Here is a 20,860-nt window from a genome sequence, read left to right as displayed (position 1 = left end):
CCCGGCCTTACAGGCCTTCGAAGAATTGGTCGACCCGCTGGGTATTGAGCGCCGCCAGGGTCGGCGGGTTCCAGCGCGGTTGCTTGTCCTTGTCGATGATCAGGGCGCGCACGCCCTCGATGAGGTCGCCGTGGTCGAACCACTGGCGGTCGATGTGCAGCTCCATGGCGAAGCAGTCTTCCAGCGCCAGGTGGCGGCCACGGCGCAACAGCTCCAGGGTCACGGCCATGGCCAGCGGCGAGCGGGTCTGCAGCAGGTCGGCGGTGTCCAGCGCCCATTGGTGGCTGTCACCGATGCGCACCGCGCGCAGTTGCTCGATGATGCTGGGCAGGTCGGGCAGGGCGAAGAAGTGGTCGATCACCGGGCGCAGTTTGGCCAGCGGTGCATCGCCCAGGGTCTGGGTGCCAAGCCGTGCGAGCAGGCCTTGCAGGTCCTTGAGCGGGTGGTCGCCGAATGCCAGGCGGTCGAGCCCCTCATCCAGTGCGGCCAGTTTGTCGCTGTCCAGGTACCAGTCGGCGAGGCCGCAGTACAAGGCGTCGGCGGCCTTTATCTGGGTGCCGCTGACGCCCAGGTAGATACCCAGCTCGCCGGGCACGCGCGGCAGGAAGTAGCTGCCGCCGACATCGGGGAAGTAGCCGATGCCCACCTCGGGCATCCCCAGGCGGCTGCGCTCGGTGACGATACGCAGGTCGCAGCCCTGGGCCAGGCCCATGCCTCCGCCCAGGGTGAAGCCGTCCATCAGCACCATGACCGGCTTGCGGTAACGGTGGATGCACAGGTCGAGGGCGTATTCCTCTTCGAAGAAGTCCAGGTGCAGGCGCTGGCCGGCCTTGTAGCTGTCATGCAGTGAGCGGATATCGCCACCGGCGCAGAAGCCCTTCGGCCCTTCGCCGCGCAGCACCACGGCCTGCACGTTGGCGTCCTGGGCCCAGCGGTGCAGGTGTTTTTGCAGGCTGCGGACCATGTCGAGGGTTAGGGCATTGAGGCCGGCGGGGCGGTTGAGGGTGAGGTGGCCGATATGGTTACGGTCCTCGGCCAGTACATGATCCGTTGCCGAGGTGTGAGCGTGCGCGGTCATCGCGTTCTCCCTGCTTTGTTATTGATTTTCCAAGTGAAGCCTGGAATGCGCGGGCGGGTCGCAGGATCCTGTCATGCGAATTTGCCTTGCACAATTGGCAAATCTGCAGGGTCAGGCTGCATTTTTGCTTGGGCTCCGGCCAGCTGAGTCTTGTGACTTTAGCGCTGTGACAAACCGATGTGCGAGGCCGTTTGATAAAAGCGCCTTGGCCCTGCGCCTTGGCGTTTGATTGCGCCGTAAGTATCGAGTTTGCGGAGCGGCGGGCGGTGGTAAGTCGGCGCCAGAAAACAAGCGCCTGGATGTGGTTAAAAATCTGCGGCCATTCATTGCGGATCCAATTTTTCGACCCAGACTGAGGCGATGACGACAGGATTTTCTTGCCGTCTTTTCGAACGGGAGGGGAGCTGAAATGGGAGCTACGACCGCCGTGCCTGACAAGGCCCATTACCTGATTTCTGCCAACGGCCTGCTGGGTACCGCACCACTGAGTGAGCCTGGACAGGTGCAGATCATTCTGCAAGAGGCGCTCAAACAGGCGCCCAAGCATGGCCTGGTACTGCATTTTCATGGTGGATTGGTTTCACGTGACTATGCCCTTAGCAACATCGTCGCGCCGTTGACCAGCGTTTACCAGGCCAGCAAGGCCTACCCGTTGTTTTTCGTTTGGGAGTCGGGGTTCAAGGAAGCAATCTGGAACAACAAGGCTGATCTGTTGCAGGACCCAGCATTGCGCGAGCTGATCAAAAAGGTCTCGGAATGGGTGTTGAAGAAGTTCTCGGCGGATGGCAAGACCGGTTTTCCAGGTGGCCTGGATGCTTTCCGTCAAGCCTATGACCAATGGTTCAACGGCAATAATCAGGCCCCGCCAGTAGACCAGAGCAGCGTACAACCCGATGTGACGGGAAGCCCGGCCACCAAGGCGGCGTTGCCAAGCGAGGGCAATCTGGCCCAGGAGATCAACCAGGGGTTGGCCAACGATGCGGCCTTCAAGAAGGCATTGGCCGAGGCCTACAACGCATCTATCCCGCCAGCGCAGGTGGCAACCAAGGGAGCTGCCGAGAGTCGTGCTAAAGCACAGGTGCTGTTCCTCAGCGAGGCGGCGATCGATGAGATGTTCCAGCCCGCTGCGCCGCAGCCATCGGGGCAGATCAAAACCCGGGGCATGCTCACTTGGCTGACGGTGGCGCGCTTTGCCGCCAAGGTAGTGATCGCGGTAATCCGACGTTACCGGGCTAAAAGTGACCATGGCCTCTATTGCACGGTCGTCGAAGAGGTACTGCGCCATGCGGTACGTGGCGACTTGATCGGTGCGGCGGTGTGGAATCAGATGAAGAAGGATACCCAGGACAGCTTCGGTCCCAGCGCTGAGGCATGTGGCCGCGCCGTGGTCCAGGCACTGATCACCTCGCAGAATGCCAATCAATCGCTGCCGCAGCTGACACTAGTGGGGCACAGCACCGGTGCGATCTACATCTGTAATTTCCTTGATCAGGCCAAGGCCTTGGGGCTCAAAATGCCAATTCGCGTGGTGTTCCTGGCACCCGCGATCACTTGCGCGCGCTTTGCTCAAGCGGTCCAGGCCCACGGTTCTGATCGGCTCAAGACGTTCAGGATGTTCGCCATGCGCGATAGCCGCGAGAGCCAGGACCAGATGCTCAAACCGTTGTATACCCGCAGCTTGCTGTATTTCGTATCGGGTCTTCTGGAAGGTAATGCGGTCGATGGCGGATGGGACAGCGTGATCGACATGCCTTTGGTCGGCATGGAGCGCTTCCTGATGGATACACGATTTACCGGATTGGAGCCGGTTAAAGCTGTACACACCTTCCTGAACCACGACCCCCACCGTACGGTCTGGTCGCCCAGCATTGGCCAACAAGTCGGCTTCAATAGCGATTCCGCCAAGCATGGCGATTTCGACAACGACCCTTCAACCCTGCAATCGGTTCAAGCCTTCATCCAGGGCTAGGAGTTCATGATGCCAGACGATCATGCCATCCTGGTTGGCATCTCCCGATACCTGGACGCTGACCACTATCCACCGCTGGAGGGCCCGATCAACGACGTGGAACAGGTGTTCCAATGGTTGCGCTCGCCAGGGTACAACTTGCCGGTACTCAATATCCAAAAGTTGGTCACCCATACCAGCCTGATGACGCCTGAACCTGAGGTCGCGCTGATGGGGCAACCCAGCAACAGCCAGTTCGCCAACGCCTTCGACACGATTGCGTACGATAAGGAGCGTAAGTTTCGCCGACGCGATGGCCGCCTGTATCTGTACTTCTCAGGGCACGGTTTTTCACTGCAGGACGACAGAGCAACTCGCGCAGCGTTGTACGGCGCCGACTGCTTCAACGACTACCATAGAAACCTGCCAGGCAGCTTGTATGCCGAAGCCGCCAAACGTGCTGGGCTGTTCCGCGAAATCGTGCTGATCATGGACTGTTGCAGGGATGTGGCGAGCGAGATGGAGTACGCCATTCCGCAGCTCCCCAAGAATGAGGACGACGACAGCGAGGGAGTCAAGGTCCTGGCGATCTACGCAGCACCACGGCGGGGCAGGGCGCAAGAGCGTGAATTGGCGGATGCCAACGGCAAGGTGGTTGGTCTGGCGACCAACGCCTGGCTCAGGGCGTTGCGCGAAGCTCAGTGCGACTTGCTCGGTAAAGTGGCGGCCAGTCAGCTCAAGCAGTTTATTCTCAATGCATGGTCGGATTGGTATCCCGAGCAGACGCCACCGACACCTCGCTTTGTCATGCCCGAAGAAGAAGACTTACTGTTTCAGTCGGGCAGACACCTGGTCAGTCAGGTGTTCCGGCTGGGTAAGGAACGCGTGCCCGGTAGCCGTTTTCGAATACGCTCGGAGTTTCAGTACGTCATGGGCTCGGTCGATGGCAACGGTATCAAGTGGGACGACCAGTTTCTTACGCGTGCCTACCGCAGCGAATGGGTCGGCGCACACCTACCCTCGCGCCAGTTCGAGCTACGTCTGCCCGTCGATGAATTCACGCTGACGATGGAAGGTACAACGCTCACCTTTACGCCCGGAGAACAGCATGTCATTGAAGTTTGAGGCAGATCCTGACCAAGCGCTGTTCGACATAGAGATTGCGGTGGAGGACGGTGCCTCTGAGCTGTACTTGGTCATCCAAGGCTCCGTGTTGATTGCCGAGGGTGCAGGCAGGCTCAAGGTCAGTCTGCCACCGGGCAGCTATACCGTGCGCCAGCGGGTTGGCTACGAACAGAGGGTTCATACAATCCAGATATCTCAGAACCCGATGCAGCAGACGAAATTCCTTTACCCGGCCATTTCGTTCCCGTCGCCGTTGCCGTTGCGTGGCACCCAATTGGGCCGCAAGCTCGGTCTGGGGCGTTATCTGGTGGCCAAGGGCGGGCGTAACTTTCAGCTGTTGCTGTGGTCACCGAACAGTGATGTGCAAGCGCAACTTCAACAGGTATACGAGCAATTGCAACTCGAACGTTTCCAGACCGGGGAGCAGGTTCAACTGACTGTGCGTTGCAGTGCACAAGCCATCGTTGCCCACGGCTGCCTGGAGGCAGGCCCGTATCAATTGGTGCAGCGCTTGGCCACTGGGGAGCGCCGCTGCCTGGCGCTGTGGTGTATCGAGGGATGGGTCACATCGGTCTATCTGCTGGTTTTGACCGATCAGCTCAGCGGCAAGCCGCTGCCAGTGGAGCTCGAACATGCTGGTATGACGTTGCTGCGCCCTGGGCTACGGGTCGGGGCGGTGGAGGCTAGCCTGTGTCGGCTCGAGGCGGCACGAAAGACATTGGGGCTAGGGCGTCGCTTGTCGGGCTGGAGCAGTTGGACTGACGAAAATGAGCCTGAAAACCCCCTGTTGGCATTGCTTGATGCGCAATTGGGCGGCGGGGTGAAACACTTAGAACTCGCGCCGATGCCTTATCCTGATAGTGCGTTGTTCGGCAATGAACAGCGCTTTGAACAACAGGAACTCGCGGGCCCCCCTTTGCTGCGGCACAGTTGGGTCAATCTGTTGCAAACCGCTGGCGCAAACCAGCAGTTGCATGCGTTGTTCCAGCAGCAATTTCGGGTGGGGACCGCCGGTGTCTGGTTTACCTGGACAGAGCTCGCCGAAACGACCAGTTCCCAGACTACATCAAGGCATGTGTTACATGACCTGTTCGCGCAACTGACGCAGGAACGTGGCAGTGCCTTGGAGCCGGTCGTAAAGCTCAAGCAGACCAGAATGGAACGCCTGCTTCGACAAAACTTGAACAAGATGACTGAGCGGCATCTCTATACCATCATCGCGCAGGTGTTCCAGAGTGAGGCTTTCATGAACGCCTGGAACGCTTGTCGAGAAGATATCGACGACCAACGTTTCAAGTTCCGCGATTCACGGCTAGATGATCTTTTTTCGGCGTTTCTGGTATTGACCGACAAAACCTTGGTGCAAGCCATCGGCGAGCCAGCACTGATTCGCCAGGCAGTCGAGGGGTTACGGTTGCCAACGAAGCAGGCTGATCAGTTGAGTGCGATGCTGCTGGACGAGTTGGTAGGCTGGTTGGGGGCAGGCAGCAGCGAACTATTAAGTAAGCTAATGGCAACCGGCACACGCATGCTTACCATGGCACGTGAAAACGCTTCACCGACAGTGGCTTTGCTGGCATTGGCGGCGGTCGGGCCACCGAGCGATTCATGAGCGGATGCGATTTTCACGGCTGCAATGCTCAAGCTATGGGTGCCCCATTTCGATCACGGATCCTGCGGATCATGCCCCAACGACTGCAGGAACAACGAAAATAGCTCCGACTGCGACGAGATATCCAGCTTGGCGTACAGGTGCCGCCGATGCACCTTGACCGTCTCCGGCGAGATCGCCAGGCGCTCGGCCATGGCTTTTGACGAATAACCCCGCAACACCAGCCGGGCGATCTCCAGCTCGCGCTCCGACAGCACCTTGGCGCCGAACAGGCTCATGGCATCGCGCACCTGGCTGGCCATCGCCGGCGCCGGGCGCTGGCTTTGCTGTTGCCAGTGCTGGCCGAGCAGCGCCAGCACCCACGGGCAGACCATCACCAGCAGGCCATGCTGCGCCGCCGCGAAGCGCTGGCGGCTGCCCAGCGACAGCGACAGGGCGCCGCTATCGCCCAGTTGCACGATGAACTGCATTTCGTCTTCCAGCACATGGTCGTGGAAGTAGGTGAGGTAGTACTCGCTCTGGCGGAACTGGTCCGGCGCCACTTCTTCCAGACGGTGCAGGCCATCGCCGATACCCTCCTGGCAGGCCTGGTAGAAGGGGTCGAGCTGGTACAGCCCGCTCAGGTACAGGGCCATGGCCTCGGGGTTGCCCTCGCCGCGGGCATCGAAGATCTCCAGCGCCCGCGGCAGGCCGGCGCGGGGGTAGAACATTGCCAGGGCATTGTCGAACGGAACCCAGTGCTGCAACAGCAGCATCAACTGGCGCCAGAAGCGCGGCTGGCCGAGCTGCTCGACGGTGCGGGCCAGGCCCGCGTGGGCGCTGGCTTCGGTGAACAGGTTGTGCATGATCCCCCAGGCATTCGCAATGTAGACCTATCGCGGGGGGGGGGGGGGGGGGGAGGGGGGGGGGTGGTGTTTGGGTAGGGGGGGGCTTGCGGGGGGAAACCCCTCACCGCTTTTGGGGGGCTCTTGGGGGGAGGGGGTTTCCCCCGCGATGAACGTCCCACAGTATCAGGTGATCTTTCCCTACGTCGTCAAGGGGCGTACCCCCATAGGGTAATTGGCGCCCAGCGCCCACCCGCCTACAGTCCAGCCAGGTCCAGCGGCCGCACGACCCCCGGTTTTGCCCTCACTACCAATAACAATCAGAGGAAAAACGCCATGAGCTCCAGCGAAGTGCCCGCGAGCGCACTCAAGCAGCGTCTGGGTATGCCCGATGTGGTCGCCATCACCGTTTCGGCGGTCACCCCGGCCAGTTCCGTGTTCGTCATTGCCCCGTTCGCCATCCAGCAGGCCGGCAGCGGCGCGTTCCTGTCCTTTCTCATGGCGGCGCTGCTGGCCCTGATGTTCGCCTGGTGCTACGCCGAGCTGGGCCGCGCCCACAGCACCGCCGGCGGTGAGTACGTGTACGCCAAGCGGGTGTTCGGCGGGCTGGCAGGCTATGCCACCTTCCTCACCGTGCTGGCCTCGATGCTGTTCATCCCGCCGGTGCTGGCGGCCGGCGCCGCCACCTACCTCAATAACGCCCTGGGCACAGGCTTCGATACCCAGAGCGTGGCCCTGGTGATCGTGGTCGCCAGCTATGCCCTGGGCATTCTCAATATCCGCCTCAATGCCTGGATCACCGGGCTGTTCCTGATCTGCGAAGTGGCCGCCTTGCTGGTGATCGTCACCCTGGGCTTTGGCAATGCCAGCCAGCCGGCGGCCAGCCTGCTGCAGCCGCAGGTGCTGGAGCAGGGGGCCCTGGTGGCTGCCCCCTGGGCGTTGGTGCTGGGCGCGGTAGGCATGGCGCTGTTCGCCTTCAACGGCTATGGTGGCGCGGTGCTGCTGGCCGAGGACATGAAGGACGGCGGGCGCACCGTGCACCGGGCGGTGCTGTGGTCGCTGGTCGTGGTGGTGGCCATCGAAGTCATCCCGCTGGCCGCATTGCTAATCGGTGCGCCGTCGCTTGACGCGATGCTGGCCAGCGGCGACCCGATCGGCTACCTGCTCACCACCCATGGCAATGAAACCCTTGCACGGCTGGTCAGCGCCGGGATCTTCCTGTCGGTGTTCAATGCCATCGTCGCCATCGTCATCCAGGTTGGCCGGGTGGTGTACAGCAGCGGCCGCGATGCCATCTGGACACCGGCCCTCAACCGCGCCTTCACCGTGATTCACCCGCGCTGGGAGTCGCCGTGGCTGGCCACGCTGTTCCTGGCCATCCCCTCGGCCTTGCTGAGCCTGTCCGGCAGCCTCGAAGAGCTGACCTCGTTCACCGTGCTGTTGCTGCTGCTGATCTACCTGGTAGTGGCCGCCTGCGCCCTGTGCAGCCGGGTGCTGCGCCGCGACCGCGAACACCCGTACCGCATGCCGCTGTGGCCCTTGCCGGCGCTGCTGGCCGTGAGCGGCGCCGGCTGGCTGCTGGTGACCCTGCTGCAACAGGCCTCGCTGCGCGACCTGCTGATTCTGTTCGGGCTGCTGGCGGTGTCGGTCATCCTCTACAGCACCCACGGCCGGCTCAGCCCGACCTTCCAGAAATTGTGAGCATCCAAGGAGTAGACATGCGTGCGCGTCAATTGGGTATTACCCTCGGCCACGGCACCCCGGGCCCGTTCAATGCCATCACCGATGTGCCGGGCGTGCGGGTTGGCCACAGCACCCTGCTGGATGAACAACGCCTGGCGCCGATCCGCACCGGGGTGACCGTGATCGAGCCGCGCCCCGGTGCCGCGCGCCTGGCGCCCTGTTTCGCCGGCTGCCATGTGCTCAACGGCAATGGCGATGCCACCGGCCTTGAGTGGATCCGCGAGGCGGGGCTTTTGACCACGCCGATCGCCATTACCAACACCCACAGCGTCGGCGTGGTGCGCGATGCGCTGATCGCTGCCGAACGTGAGCGCCTGGCGGATGACGCCGTGTACTGGTGCATGCCGGTGGTGATGGAAACCTACGACGGGCTGCTCAACGATATCTGGGGCCAGCACGTGACCCCGCTGCAGGTGCGCCAGGCGCTGGACAACGCTGCCCCCGGCGCGGTAACCGAAGGCCCGGTGGGTGGCGGCACCGGGATGATCTGCCACGAGTTCAAGGGCGGTATCGGCACTGCCTCGCGGCAGCTGCCAGCGCAGCAGGGCGGCTGGACGGTCGGGGCGTTGGTGCAGGCCAACCACGGCCAGCGCCAGGAGTTGCGCATCGATGGCTACCCGGTGGGCCGCCAGCTTGGGCACCTGCCGTCGCCCTTCGCCGAGCGTGAACAGGGCACCCCCGGGATGGGCTCGATCGTGGTGGTGATCGCCACGGATGCGCCGCTGCTACCGCATCAGTGCCAGCGCCTGGCGCAACGGGCATCGATCGGCATTGCCCGCACCGGTGGCGGTACCGAGGACTCCAGTGGCGATATCTTCCTGGCGTTCTCCACCGGTAATCAGGGCCTGCCGCCGGCCGACTACGGGCGCAAGGACCTGGCCCAGTGCACGCAGGTGCGCATGCTCAATAACGACCATATCTCGGCGCTGTTCATGGCGGCGGCGGAGGCGGTGGAGGAGGCGATTGTCAATGCGCTGCTGGCGGGGAGGGCGATGGTCGGCAAGGGCGGGGCGGTGGTGCCGGGGCTCGATGGCGACACACTGCTGACTGCCTTGCATGAGGCAGGGTGGAAAGCGCAGGCCCGGCATTAAAAGCATCGCGGGGCAAGCCCGCTCCCACGCTAGAGTCCTAGAGTCCTAGAGTCCTAGAGTCCTAGAGTCCAGGACTCCAGGATTCCAGGACTCCTGGAGCGTGGGAGCGGGCTTGCCCCGCGATCGGGTCTGCTAGCGAGCGCGGGCGAAGGCGGGATTACCCGAGCGCGAAACTCTCAGCGCCACCAGGCTACCCAGTACGATCAAGCCTGCCAGGGCATACAGCGCCGCATCGGTCGACCCGGTCTGGTCCTTGATGAACCCGACCAGGTACGGGCTGAGGAAGCCCGCCATCTGTCCGACCGAGTTGATCACCGCCAACCCCGCCACGGCGGTACCGGCACTGAGCAGCGCGGTCGGCATCGGCCAGAACATCGGCAGGCCGGTGAGCGCACCCATGGTGGCGATCGACAGGCCGAGGATGGCAATGGTCGGCTGGGCGGCGAAGTTGACCGCGATCAGCAGCCCCAGGGCGCCCATCAGCATCGGCACGACCAAATGCCAGCGCCGCTCGTTGCGCAGGTCTGCCGAGCGGCCCACCAGAATCATGAACACCCCGGCCAGCAGGTACGGAATGGCGCTCAGCCAGCCGATCAGCAGCGGGTTGTCGAAGCCCATGTTCTTGATGATCGACGGCAGCCAGAAGTTGATGGCATACACGCCGCTCTGGATGCAGAAGTAGACGAAGCCGAAGGTCCAGATCAACGGATTGGTCAGCACGGCGAGCACGCCGTCACCGCTGGTGGCCGGTTTGCTCGCGGCATCGGCCGCCAGGTCTGCCTCGATCATCTGGCGCTCCGCCGGGCTCAGCCAAGGGGCTTTCTGGTAGCCGTCGCTAAGCAGCACGATGGCCAGCGCACCCAGTGCCACGGTCGGCAGGCCCTGGATCAGGAACATCCACTGCCAACCGGCCAGGCCACCCTGGCCTGCAGCGAAGTGCTGCAGGATCCAGCCGGAGAACGGCCCGCCCAGCAGGCCGGACACCGGGATAGCCGACATGAACAAGGCCATGATCCGGCCCCGGCGCGCCGCCGGGAACCAGCGCGAAAGGTACAGCACCACGCCGGGGAAGAAGCCCGCCTCGGCGGCGCCGGTGAGCAGGCGCAAGGCATAGAACTCGGTGGGGGTGGTGACGAACAGCAGGCAGGTACTCAGGCTGCCCCAGGCGATCATCATCAGCGCGATCCAGCGCCGCGGGCCGAAGCGGTTGAGCGCCAGGTTGCTGGGCAGGCCGCACAGCACGTAGCCGATGAAGAAGATACCGGCGCCGAGGCCGTATACGGTTTCGCTGAATTTGAGCGCGTCGAGCATCTGCAGCTTGGCGAAGCCGACGTTGACGCGGTCCAGGTAGTTGAACAGGTAGCAGATGAAAATGAACGGAATCAGCCGCAGGGTGATGCGCCGGTACAGCGCGTTGCGGGTGACGTCGTTGCCTTGGTCAGGGGCGGGGCTGTGTGCCATGATCGGGTTCTCTTTTGTTATGGTTGTCACCGCGTCGCCTGTTTCGGCGCTCGCCCTGACGAGTCTCGGGGAGTGTAGCGCCACTGTCTTTGTGCTTTTGCACAGCCCCAGCCACAGCCTGCTGTGCCGCCGACCAACCCTAGGCAACCCTAAGGACCTGCACATGTTCGAACTGGACCACGACCTGGCCCAGGACATCGTCGACCGGGCGATGGCCATCCTGCCGTGCAACGTCAACGTGATGGACAGCCAGGGGCTGATCCTCGGCAGCGGCGAGCCGGAACGCATCAACACCCGTCACGAAGGCGCCCAGCTGGTGCTGGCCAACGGGCGGATCGTCGAGCTCGACGTGGACGCCGCGAAGTGCCTGAAGGGTGTGCAGCCCGGGGTCAACCTGCCGCTGATGCTCGATGAGCGGCTGATCGGCGTGCTCGGCCTGACCGGCGACCCGCAGCAACTGCGCACCTACGCCGAGCTGGTGCGCATGACCGCCGAAATGCTCCTGGCCCAGCGCCATTTGCAGGTGGAGCAGCAATGGCGCCGCCAGCGTTGTGACGACCTGCTGGCCCTGCTGCTAGGCGGCAGCGGCGAATCCCCCCGGCTGGTCGATGAGGCCCAGCAGCTCGGGCTCAAACCCAACCTGCCACGCATTCCCTGCCTGTTCGAACTGCAGGCCGGGCCCCCGGCCGAAGCCCTGTCGGCCTGGCTTATGAGCCGCTACCCCGACAGCTGGTGTGTAAGCCCCGCGCGCCAATCGCTGCTGTGGTGCCGCCCGGCCAACGTGGCGTTGGACGAGCCGCGCTTGCTGGAACGCCTGCAACGCCATGGCTGGGTGGTCGAACGCCTGGCCCTGGGCAGCCCGGCGCAAAGCCTGGAGCAACTGCGCCGCGGCTACCGGCGGGTGCGCGACCTGCTGGCCTACGGGCGCGAAGTGCTGCCAGGCGAGCGCCTGCTGTCGCTGGCCCGCTACCGCCTGCCGGCGCTGCTCTGGCGCCACCGCAACGACGATGCCCTGGACGAGTTGCTCGAACCCTTGCTGCGCGTACGTGCCAAGGATGCCAGCGGCCAGCTGCTGGCCACGCTGCGCGCCTGGTGCGCCCATGATGGGCAGAGCCAGGCCTGCGCTGATGCCTTGGGCATTCACCGCAACAGCCTGCGCTACCGGCTTGAACGCATCGCCGAGCTGGGCGAAGTCGATCCGCTGCGCCTGGAAGGCATGCTCAGCCTGTACCTGGGCTTGCAGCTGTTACCCGCAGACTGAGTGCTGCACCGCGTTTTTCATGGAGATATGCATTGGATTCACTGACGCAAGCCGTACTCGGCGCCGCCCTGCAAGGCGCTGTGCTGGGCCGTATTCAAGGTCGCCGCTCACTGTTTTACGGCGCCGCCCTGGCCACCTTGCCGGACCTCGACGTGCTGATCCGCTACGCCGACCCGGTGTCGCAGATGACCTTCCACCGAGGCTTTTCCCATTCGCTGTTCGTCCTTACCGGGCTTGCACTGTTGATGGCCTGGACGGTCGCCTGGCTGGGCCAGCGCTACTGGCCGCAAAAGGGCTATCGCTGGCCGCAGTTGTTCCTGGCGTTCTGGCTGGTGCTGGTCACCCACCCGCTGCTCGATGCATTCACGGTGTATGGCACCCAGTTGCTCTGGCCCTTGCAGCCCACGCCGCAAAGCTGGGCGGCGGTGTTCATCATCGACCCGGTGTACACCGTGCCGTTGCTGCTGGCGGTGCTGTACGCAGCGTTCAAGGGCCTGCAGGGCAGGGCGGTCGGCGTGCTGTCCCTGGCGTTGGCGTTCAGCACGGTTTACCTGGGCTTTGGCATGGCCGGGCGCATGGCCGCCGAACAGCGCTTCAGCCAGGCGCTGGCGCAGCAGGGTATCGTCGCCAGCGAGGTGCGCGCCGTGCCGATGGCCTTCAACAGCCTGGTCTGGCGGATGTTGGCGAAAACCCCGGATGGCGATTACTACGAAGGCGTCAGCAGCCTGTTCGACCGCGAGCCGCCCGAAATGCTGCGCCAGCCGCGCAACCTCGAGGCCGGCAAGGTGCTGACCAGCGTGCCGCTGCACGAGCGCCTGCGCTGGTTCACTGGCGACTGGCTGCGTTACGACGTGGTCGGCGACGCGCTGGTGGTCACCGACCTGCGCATGGGGGTGCCGGGCAACTACAGTTTCCGCTTCCAGATGGCCCAGCGTGACGCTGCCGGCCAATGGCAGGTGATTCAGCCCCGGGGCTGGATCGGCGGCGGTGCGGCCTCGCTGTTCGATGGCGCCAAGCTGAGCCTGATCTGGCGGCGCATCCTCGACCAGCAGCCACCCTTGCCGCTGGCTGCCTGGGCCAGCCAGTCGCTGGGGCATGCCGCCGAGGCCGGGCGCTGAGGGCGGCGGCCTTGCAATCTGCGGTTGCGCACCCATTTAGCTGGCTTGTCTTGTTCGGGAATACAGCATGGAACCCAACCGCTTCGGCGATATCGCTGCCTTCGTCAGCGCCGTGAAGGCCGGCAGTTTCACCGCTGCCGCCGCCAGCCTGGGCCTGACCCGCTCGGCGGTGGGCAAGAGCATCGCCCGGCTGGAAGCCCGCATGGCGGTGCGGCTGCTCAACCGCACCACGCGCAAGCTGAGCCTGACCGACGAAGGGCTGGTGGCCTTCGAGCGCTGGCGGCAGATCCTCGACGACCTCGATGAAGTCGAGTCGACCATGGCCCAGCGCCGGGGCCAGCCCACCGGCACCTTGCGCCTGACCGCGCCGTTGTCGTTCGGCCAGCGCCATGTGCTGCCGATCCTCGACCGCTACCTCAAGCTGTGGCCCGAGCTGCGCGCCGATATCCGCTTTACCGACCGTTTCGTCGACCTGGTCGAGGAGGGCGTCGACGTGGCGGTGCGCATCGGCGCGCCGAAAGAGGATTCGCAGCTGCTGACGCGCACCGTGGCCTGGCAGCAGTTCGTCACCTGTGCCTCGCCCGACTACCTGCAGCGCCACGGCACGCCGCAGGCGCCGGCCGATTTGTACGGGCATGACAAGATCGCCTTCCTGGCCGGAGAAAAGTCCAGCCCGTGGCGTTTTCGCACCGACGCCGGGCTGCACCTGTGCGAGGAACCGGGGCGGCTGAACATCGACAGCTCCGAGGCGATGCTCAATGGCGCGCGAGCGGGGTTCGGGCTGATTCACCTGCCCACTTACATCACCGGTGAAGACCTGCGCGCCGGGACACTGGTCGAAGTGCTGCACGACTATCGCCCGCCGGCCGACCCGATCCGCATCGTCTACCCTAGCAAGCGGCACCTGTCCCCACGGGTGCGCGGCTTCATCGATCTGCTGGTCGAAAGCTGGGCAACCGGGGTGCCCTGGGAAGCCCTGTAGGAGCAACTGTCTTACTCAACTGCTAAAGCTAGCGCGATCCCTGTGGGAGCGGGCTTGCCCCGCGAACACGCGCGTAGCCTTTGGGGAATCCAGGGCCCCAGTCCTGGGCCGCCACCCGGCTTTATCCCGCGCCGCCCACCCCGGACACTCTGCTGTCACGCAAAATCCCACTGGAGCTCCCATGACAGCCCTGTCCGTACTGGACCTGGTCATGATCGGCGAAGGCAAGACCTACGCCGACGCGATCGAAGAAACCCGCCAGCTTGCCCGCCACGTCGAACAGCACGGCTACCGCCGCTACTGGATCGCCGAACACCACGACATGCCCGGCATCGGTTCTGCCGCCACGTCGCTTGTGATCAACGAAGTCGCCAACGCCACCCGGCAGATCCGCGTCGGCGCTGGCGGCATCATGCTGCCCAACCATGCACCACTGGTGGTGGCCGAGCAGTTCGGCACCCTCGATACCCTGCACCCCGGGCGCATCGACCTAGGCCTGGGCCGTGCGCCCGGTACCTCCGGCCCGACCGTACGCGCCTTGCGCGGCACGGCGCCCGAACGCGACTTTGAATCCGACATCGGCGAGCTGCGCGACTACCTTGCCGACAACGGCCAGCGCCCGGTGCGCGGTGTGCCCGGGCAGCATGACGTGCCGATCTGGATCCTCGGCTCCAGCCTGTTCGGCGCCGACCTAGCGGCCAGGCTTGGCTTGCCCTACGCCTTCGCTTCGCACTTCGCGCCGCGCTACCTGCTGCAGGCCGTCGCTCATTACCGCGCCAACTTCAAACCCTCGGCGCAACTGGCCAGGCCCTATGTGATGGTGGGTGTGAATATCTTCGCCGCTGGTAGCGATGCTGAAGCCGACTACCTGGCCAGCTCGCACCGCAAGTGGATGCTTGACCTGCATGTGGGGCGTTACGGGCTGTTGCCCAAACCTCAGGAAGGGTATGTCGAAAGACTGCCTGGCCATGAGCGGGCCGTGCTGGAGCAGGTGATGGCTTGCACCATCGCCGGTGGGCCGGAGCGGGTGAGGGAAGGCTTGCGCTCGCTGATCGAGCAGACCGGGGCGGATGAACTGATGATCGATTGCCGTATGCATGATCCGCTGGCGCGGCAGCGCTCGCATGCCCTTGCCGCCAGCGCGTTGGCGTCTTTGCAATAGTGCAAGGCCCGGCTATCGGGCCTTTGACACCTGACAGAAATGTCAGTAGCGATTTTGCTTTGGGGCGCCCATGATCAGTCTCGACCTGTTGCCCGGTGCGCACCAGGCATGAACGCTGTCATCAAAGGTGAACAACATGTCCAACAGACAAAACGGGACTGTTAAGTGGTTCAACGACGAGAAAGGATTTGGATTCATCACCCCACAAGGCGGGGGTGAGGACCTTTTCGTGCACTTCAAGGCAATCGAGTCGGATGGCTTCAAGTCTTTGAAAGAAGGGCAAACGGTTTCCTTCGTTGCCGAGAAGGGGCAAAAAGGCATGCAGGCGGCGCAGGTGAGGGTAGAGTAGCTCGCGCATTGAGTGGCTTTGCACAATCCGCCGCAATGGGAGGTGATGAACATGGCAACAAGAGCTATGCATTCAGGCTTCACTACCGTTGCACAGGCCGACCCTGACTATGTCGTGCCACATGAGAGCGAGGTCATTTTTCTGCAAGGCGCGGTCGGCGATGGCACCCCAGTCATCCGAGAGGGCCAGCACGTCAGCTACGAATTGGCCCAAGGGCCGGACGGCCTTTGGTACGCCGTCAACATCGTTATCGAAGATGAACCGTACTTGAACTAGCACTGCGTCTGTTGCAGGCGCTGCACAACTGGCCAAAAGTATCGGGGGGGGGGGGGGGGGGGGGGGGGGAGAGGAGAGAAAAAACAACGACTGGCAGGGGGCGGAGGGCAAGCCCGCTCCCACGAAGTACCATCCCAATACTTGGATGCTGCGTGGGAGCGGGCTTGCCCCGCGATGAGGCCCGAACAGTCTATGCCCGGCGCAGGAACGGATAATCCGTATACCCCTCAGCGCCATTGGCATAGTCGAACTGCGCCCGATGCGCGTTCAGCGGCGCCTGCTGCTGCAGCCGTTCGACCAAATCCGGGTTGGCAATGAACGCCCGGCCAAAAGCAACCGCATCGATCAAGCCGCGCGCGAGCAAGTCTTCTGCTTTCTCGGCGGTGTAGGCGCCCGCAGCGACGATTACCCCAGGATACGCAGTGCGGATCGCCTCTCGGAACTCGTCACGCAACGGCTTGCCACCGGCCCAGTCCGGTTCGGACAGGTGCAGGTAGGCCAGGTTGCGCTTGGCCAGTTCGCCAATCAGGTAAAGGCCCGCGGCCTCCTGGTCTTCACCGTTGTCGATGCCATTGAAACCACCGAGCGGGAAGACGCGGATACCCACGCGCTCGGCGCTCCACTGGGCAATCGCGGCATCGACCGCTTCGAGCACGATGCGCGCACGGTTTTCAACGCTGCCGCCGTAACGGTCGTCGCGGGTGTTGGCGCTGGGGGTCAGGAACTGGTGCAGCAGGTAACCGTGGGCCGCATGCAGCTCGATGAAATCGAAGCCGGCTTCGCGGGCGTTGGCCGCTGCCTGGCCAAAGTCGGCGACGATGCCGGCGATCTCGGCTTCGCTCAAGGCGCGTGGGGTCGAGGTGTCGACGCGGATGAGCTGGCTGCTCTCGTCGCGCAGCGTGGTACGCGCATTGGCCGGCAAGGCAGAAGGCGCCACCGGTGCTGCGCCATTTGGCTGCAGCGAGGTGTGCGAGACGCGCCCGGTGTGCCACACCTGCACCGCGCTGTGCCCGCCGCGTTGGTGGATCGCGTCGTTGACCTGGCGCCAGCCGGCGATCTGCTCGGCGGTGTGGATGCCGGGCGAGCCGGAATAGCCCTTGGCCTGGAACGAGATCTGCGTGGCTTCGCTGATGATCAGCCCGGCGCTGGCACGCTGGCCGTAGTACTCGGCCATCATCGCGGTCGGCACGTCGCCCGGCTCCAGGCTGCGCAGGCGAGTGAGGGGGGCCATGAAGACCCGGTTGGGCAGGGTCAGAGGGCCGAGGTTGAGAGGTTCGAAGAGTTTCATTGGGGCTGCCATCGCAAGGTGTTTTCGATGGCGCGCACGATACCGAGATGGTTGGGGAAAGGGGGGACCGGTACCCCGGCATGGCGCTCCCCAATGCCTCACAAAGGCTCAAGGATGCAGTGTCGGCGCCATCATTCGCTCAAGCCCCGCGTAATCCTTGTGCCCCACCGGCACCAGCCCGGTGGCGTCCTGGGACGCCACGAACCCGGCCATTGCCTTGGGGTCATCGAGCATCGCCCGGCGCAGGCGCTGCTTCAGTGCCGGGCACAGGCTGGCGCTGAACACGTAGGGATCGTAGCGGATCGGCGCCGAGCGCCACAGCACCTGCAGCTTTGCCGGGTCGACGGCGTGGCTGGCCAGGTAGGCGTCGGCCCGCTCGCTGGCGACAAAAGCGGCATCGACCCGCCCTTCGAGCAGCGCATCGAGCGCCTTGTCATGGTTGCCGGCGTACACCAGCGCCGCGAAGTAACGCGGCAGTGGGGTGCTGACCAGGGCGGCGAACTCGACGCTGGGCACCAGGCTGCCCGAAGTGCTGGCCGGGTCACTCAGCGCAACCCGCGTGCCGCGCACGGCGTTGAGGCTGCTCGGGCCGTCGGCGCGGGTCAGCAGCAGCGCCTGGTAATGGTTGCCCGCCGGGGTGTAGGTGCCAGCGGCGAGGGTATAGGTGGCGAACGGCTCGATGCGCCGGTCACGCTGGCGGGCGAGGATATAGGAGGCCGGGCCCAGCCGGGCGATGTCGGCGCCGCCGGACACGATGGCATCCACCACGCTTTCGTAGGAGGCACTGATCACCAGCTCCACCGGCACGCCGGCGGCCTTGCTCAGGCGCTCGACCAGGGGCTGGTGCTCGCGGGTCATGGCTTCGACGTTTTTGATCGGGATCACCGCCAGGCGCAGGCTGTGGGGCGTGCAGTTGGCCAGCGCGGGGCCCGCTAGAACCTGCGCCAGCGCCAGGGCGCCGAGGGATTTCAGTACACGCATGCCTTGTCCTCGTTGCCGATGAAGGGGGGGTATTCGTGCAACTGGGCCGGCGACAGCGGCCGGCTGAAATGGTAGCCCTGGGCGATGTCGCAGCCGGCGAGCTTCAGGCACACCACCTGTTCGCGGGTCTCGACGCCCTCGGCCACCACTTCCAGGCCCAGGCGCTTGGCCAGGATGATGGTCGAAGACACGATCGGGCTGTCGTCGTAGCTGTTGCACAGCGGCGCGATCAGCGAGCGGTCGATCTTCAGCCTGGACAGCGGCAGTGCCTGCAGATGGGCAAACCCTGCATAGCCGCGGCCGAAGTCGTCCAGGCTGATACCGATGCCGGCAGCGCGCAGGCGGTGCAGGTGCTCCACCGCGGTGCCCTGGGGTTCGAGCACGGTGGTTTCGGTGATCTCCAGCTCCAGGCGCTGGGGGGGATGCCGTAGTAATCGAGTTCGGCCAACAGCCGGGCGCTGAAGTCGCCCTGGCGCAGTTGCAGCGCCGACACATTGACCGCCAGGTGCGCGGTCTGATCGCGCGCAGCCCAGCGTGCCAGCTCCTCACAGGCCAGGCGCAGGACCTCCCAGCCCAGTTCGACGATGAACCCGCTGCGCTCGGCCAGGCCGATGAAACGGTCGGGGTAGAGCAGGCCGAACTGCGGATGGTCCCAGCGCACCAGCGCTTCGTAGCCCAGCACCTGCAAGGTGTCGAGGCGGATCTGCGGCTGAAAGTGCAGGACAAACTGGCGCTCGCCCAGGGCGCTGCCAAAGGCCTGCTCGAGGGTGAAGGCCTGGATGTCGGAGAGGTTCAGCGACGGGTCGAAGAAGCGGTACTGGGCACGCCCGGCCTGCTTGGCCGAGTACATGGCGGCGTCGGCGCAGCGGATCAGCGCGTCGATGTCCTGGCCGTCGCGGGGGCAGATGCTCACGCCCACGCTGGGGCTGGTGTTGACTTCCTGGCCGTCGAGGGCGTAGGTGGCCGAGAGTTTCTCCACCAGGGCACGCACCCAGCCGTCGATCTGCTCCTCGCTGCGTTCGCCGGCCAGCAGCACCACGAACTCGTCGCCGCCAAAACGCGAGGCCTCGTCGCCCGGCTCCAACAGGCGCTGGATTCGCCCGGCCACGGCCTGCAGCAGCAGGTCGCCGATCTTGTGCCCGAGGGAGTCGTTGATCGATTTGAAACGGTCCATGTCGATGAACAGGATGGCCAGCAACCGGCGTTTGCCGCGCTGGCGGGTGAGTGCCTGGGCGGCCACCTCGACGAACTGGCGGCGATTGTGCAGGCCGCTCAAGTGGTCGGTGGCGGCGGCATGGCTGCTGCGCCGGTGCTCGTCTTCGAGGCGGCCGATCAGTTGCTGGTTGACCTGCTGCGCGTACTCAAGCTCGGTGAAGGCCTCCTGGCGCTTGTGCAGCAGGCGCAGGCCCCAGGCCAGGCTGGTGAGGATCAGCAGTGTCATGCTCAGGTTCAGCCAGAACTGGCGATTGGTGGTGCGGCTGGCGGGAGCGAGGATTTCGTCCTGGCGCTGGCTGACCATCACGCTGAAACCGCGCTCGGGCATGCGCCGGTACAGGCTCTGGAAGGCGCCGTCGAGGCTGTACTGGGTGAGCTGGCCGGCGTCTTCGCCGCTGCCCGGCAGCCCCGGTACCAAGGTCTGGCCGGCCACCACCACGCCGCTGCTGTCGATGCGCAGACGCTCCTGGCCGTCGTCCTGCAGCAGGCGCACCAGGCCGCTGCGGCCCAGGTCGATGTGCTGGAACAGTACCGCCAGGTAGCCGATGTCCAGCTGCACCACGAGGATGTTGTCGATCTCGCGGCCCGGCAGGTCGGTCAGCGGCAGCAGGAACGGCAGGCGCCAGTTGGGCAGGGTACTGTTGCCCGCCGGCAGGGCGCGGGGCAGGAAGGCCTTGAAACCGTACTGCCCGACATGGCGCTTGAGCTGGTCGAGCCAGGCGTCGGGCAGTTGCTCGGGCTCGTCGGCATGGCTGGAGGAGAGTAGCCGGCCATGGCGGTCGTACAGGCTCATGCGCTTGAACACCGGGTCTTCGGCCAGCAGCCGGGCCAGGCTCAGGTTGCCCTGGCGCAGGCGCTTCATGTCGTCCTGGGTGACGCGGCCCACGGCCTGGGCGCGGTCCACCAGCTGGCGCAGGTTTTCGCCGACGATGCTTGCCAGGTTAAGGTGTTCGGCAGCTTTTGCCGACAGCGCATCCTGGCGCGTGGCGGCTTTCTGGTTGATGTGCAGCCCCCAGAGGAAGGTCAGGGTGACGGCGCACAGCATCAACAGCAGCAGCGGCAACAGCCCTGCGGATGAGAGAGAACGGCGGATCACTGCTGGTTTTCCCCTGCCCTGGGTGAGCGCTGAAAAATACGACAGAAAGATGACAGGGTAATGACTGGTGGCACATTGCCTCATGCCAACCAAGGGACCCACACAAACCGCAAATCCTGGACCTTGCCGCGACAAGTTGTCTGCTTGACTTCAATCGATGTAACAAGAGTTGTATCTTGACTTGATAGTCAATTTTTGTGATCGTGCGCGCCCTTCGCGCTTCACAAGCACCAGAACAAAGCATGGGCAG

16 protein-coding genes and 1 pseudogene are annotated in these 20,860 nt (G+C 64.4%); 11 read left to right on the top strand and 6 right to left on the bottom strand.

Features of this window, described 5'->3' with window-relative positions:
• Positions 1 to 7: 7 nt before the first annotated feature.
• Positions 8 to 1,078: an enoyl-CoA hydratase/isomerase family protein gene (locus tag ACO6VM_RS05130; protein WP_422402861.1), complete on the bottom strand. Its 1,071-nt coding sequence runs from the start codon at positions 1,076 to 1,078 to the stop codon at positions 8 to 10.
• A 409-nt stretch (positions 1,079 to 1,487) separates the two neighbouring features.
• On the opposite strand from ACO6VM_RS05130, the gene ACO6VM_RS05125 reads away from it, so the two are divergent.
• Genes ACO6VM_RS05125 through ACO6VM_RS05115 form a run of 3 tightly spaced genes read left to right on the top strand, consistent with a single transcriptional unit; the run spans position 1,488 to position 5,763 of the window.
• Positions 1,488 to 3,047 (top strand): hypothetical protein, encoded by a 1,560-nt coding sequence (locus ACO6VM_RS05125; protein WP_401057345.1) that lies wholly within the window; start codon positions 1,488 to 1,490, stop codon positions 3,045 to 3,047.
• A gap of 9 nt (positions 3,048 to 3,056) precedes the next feature.
• Complete coding sequence (locus ACO6VM_RS05120; protein WP_422402860.1) at positions 3,057 to 4,151, top strand: caspase family protein; 1,095 nt, start codon at positions 3,057 to 3,059, stop codon at positions 4,149 to 4,151.
• Positions 4,135 to 5,763 (top strand): hypothetical protein, encoded by a 1,629-nt coding sequence (locus tag ACO6VM_RS05115; protein WP_422402859.1) that lies wholly within the window; start codon positions 4,135 to 4,137, stop codon positions 5,761 to 5,763. Before ACO6VM_RS05120 ends, ACO6VM_RS05115 begins: the two co-directional genes overlap by 17 nt.
• 53 nt (positions 5,764 to 5,816) lie before the next feature.
• On the opposite strand, the gene ACO6VM_RS05110 is transcribed toward ACO6VM_RS05115, so the two are convergent.
• On the bottom strand, positions 5,817 to 6,608 hold the full coding sequence (locus tag ACO6VM_RS05110) for a helix-turn-helix transcriptional regulator (RefSeq protein WP_347149884.1): 792 nt from the start codon (positions 6,606 to 6,608) through the stop codon (positions 5,817 to 5,819).
• A 315-nt stretch (positions 6,609 to 6,923) separates the two neighbouring features.
• Between ACO6VM_RS05110 and ACO6VM_RS05105 the strand changes: the two genes are divergently transcribed.
• Together ACO6VM_RS05105 and ACO6VM_RS05100 are read left to right on the top strand one after the other, a co-directional pair.
• Positions 6,924 to 8,288, top strand: a complete 1,365-nt coding sequence (locus ACO6VM_RS05105) for an APC family permease (RefSeq protein WP_401057342.1) — start codon at positions 6,924 to 6,926, stop codon at positions 8,286 to 8,288.
• A gap of 17 nt (positions 8,289 to 8,305) precedes the next feature.
• On the top strand, positions 8,306 to 9,421 hold the full coding sequence (locus ACO6VM_RS05100; RefSeq protein WP_401057341.1) for a P1 family peptidase: 1,116 nt from the start codon (positions 8,306 to 8,308) through the stop codon (positions 9,419 to 9,421).
• A gap of 132 nt (positions 9,422 to 9,553) precedes the next feature.
• Here ACO6VM_RS05100 and ACO6VM_RS05095 read toward each other — a convergent pair whose 3' ends face one another.
• A complete protein-coding gene (locus ACO6VM_RS05095) occupies positions 9,554 to 10,882 on the bottom strand; it encodes an MFS transporter (RefSeq protein WP_422402858.1) in 1,329 nt (442 codons plus the stop codon).
• 163 nt (positions 10,883 to 11,045) lie between these two features.
• Between ACO6VM_RS05095 and ACO6VM_RS05090 the strand changes: the two genes are divergently transcribed.
• From ACO6VM_RS05090 to ACO6VM_RS05065, 6 genes are all read left to right on the top strand, one after another.
• Positions 11,046 to 12,143: a sugar diacid recognition domain-containing protein gene (locus ACO6VM_RS05090; RefSeq protein ID WP_401057339.1), complete on the top strand. Its 1,098-nt coding sequence runs from the start codon at positions 11,046 to 11,048 to the stop codon at positions 12,141 to 12,143.
• 32 nt (positions 12,144 to 12,175) lie between these two features.
• Positions 12,176 to 13,261 carry a metal-dependent hydrolase gene (locus tag ACO6VM_RS05085; protein WP_401057338.1) on the top strand — a complete coding sequence of 362 codons (1,086 nt, stop codon included), beginning with the start codon at positions 12,176 to 12,178 and terminating at the stop codon, positions 13,259 to 13,261.
• A 67-nt stretch (positions 13,262 to 13,328) separates the two neighbouring features.
• The gene (locus tag ACO6VM_RS05080) at positions 13,329 to 14,243 is read left to right on the top strand and encodes a LysR substrate-binding domain-containing protein (RefSeq protein ID WP_422402857.1); all 915 of its coding nucleotides are present in this window, start codon (positions 13,329 to 13,331) and stop codon (positions 14,241 to 14,243) included.
• 181 nt (positions 14,244 to 14,424) lie between these two features.
• The gene (locus ACO6VM_RS05075) at positions 14,425 to 15,405 is read left to right on the top strand and encodes an LLM class flavin-dependent oxidoreductase (protein WP_422402856.1); all 981 of its coding nucleotides are present in this window, start codon (positions 14,425 to 14,427) and stop codon (positions 15,403 to 15,405) included.
• A gap of 136 nt (positions 15,406 to 15,541) precedes the next feature.
• A complete protein-coding gene (locus tag ACO6VM_RS05070; protein ID WP_401057335.1) occupies positions 15,542 to 15,754 on the top strand; it encodes a cold-shock protein in 213 nt (70 codons plus the stop codon).
• 51 nt (positions 15,755 to 15,805) lie between these two features.
• Positions 15,806 to 16,030 (top strand): cold-shock protein, encoded by a 225-nt coding sequence (locus ACO6VM_RS05065; protein ID WP_422402855.1) that lies wholly within the window; start codon positions 15,806 to 15,808, stop codon positions 16,028 to 16,030.
• A 190-nt stretch (positions 16,031 to 16,220) separates the two neighbouring features.
• Here the strand turns inward: ACO6VM_RS05065 and ACO6VM_RS05060 are convergent, their stop codons facing one another.
• From ACO6VM_RS05060 to ACO6VM_RS05050, 3 genes and pseudogenes are all read right to left on the bottom strand, one after another.
• Positions 16,221 to 17,318, bottom strand: coding sequence for an alkene reductase (locus ACO6VM_RS05060; RefSeq protein ID WP_422402854.1), 1,098 nt, complete (start codon positions 17,316 to 17,318; stop codon positions 16,221 to 16,223).
• Between the two features lie 108 nt (positions 17,319 to 17,426).
• Positions 17,427 to 18,299, bottom strand: coding sequence for a phosphate/phosphite/phosphonate ABC transporter substrate-binding protein (locus ACO6VM_RS05055; protein ID WP_422402853.1), 873 nt, complete (start codon positions 18,297 to 18,299; stop codon positions 17,427 to 17,429).
• Positions 18,287 to 20,610, bottom strand: a pseudogene (locus ACO6VM_RS05050) (putative bifunctional diguanylate cyclase/phosphodiesterase). The gene ACO6VM_RS05055 and the pseudogene ACO6VM_RS05050 overlap by 13 nt, the downstream one beginning before the upstream one ends.
• Between the last annotated feature and the right edge of the window lie 250 nt (positions 20,611 to 20,860).

It is taken from the genome of Pseudomonas sp. GZD-209, assembly GCF_049310485.1.
Taxonomy (GTDB): Bacteria; Pseudomonadota; Gammaproteobacteria; order Pseudomonadales; family Pseudomonadaceae; genus Aquipseudomonas; species Aquipseudomonas sichuanensis.
Note: the sequence above shows the minus strand (reverse complement) of the source record. Positions and strands in the feature narration are given on the sequence as shown.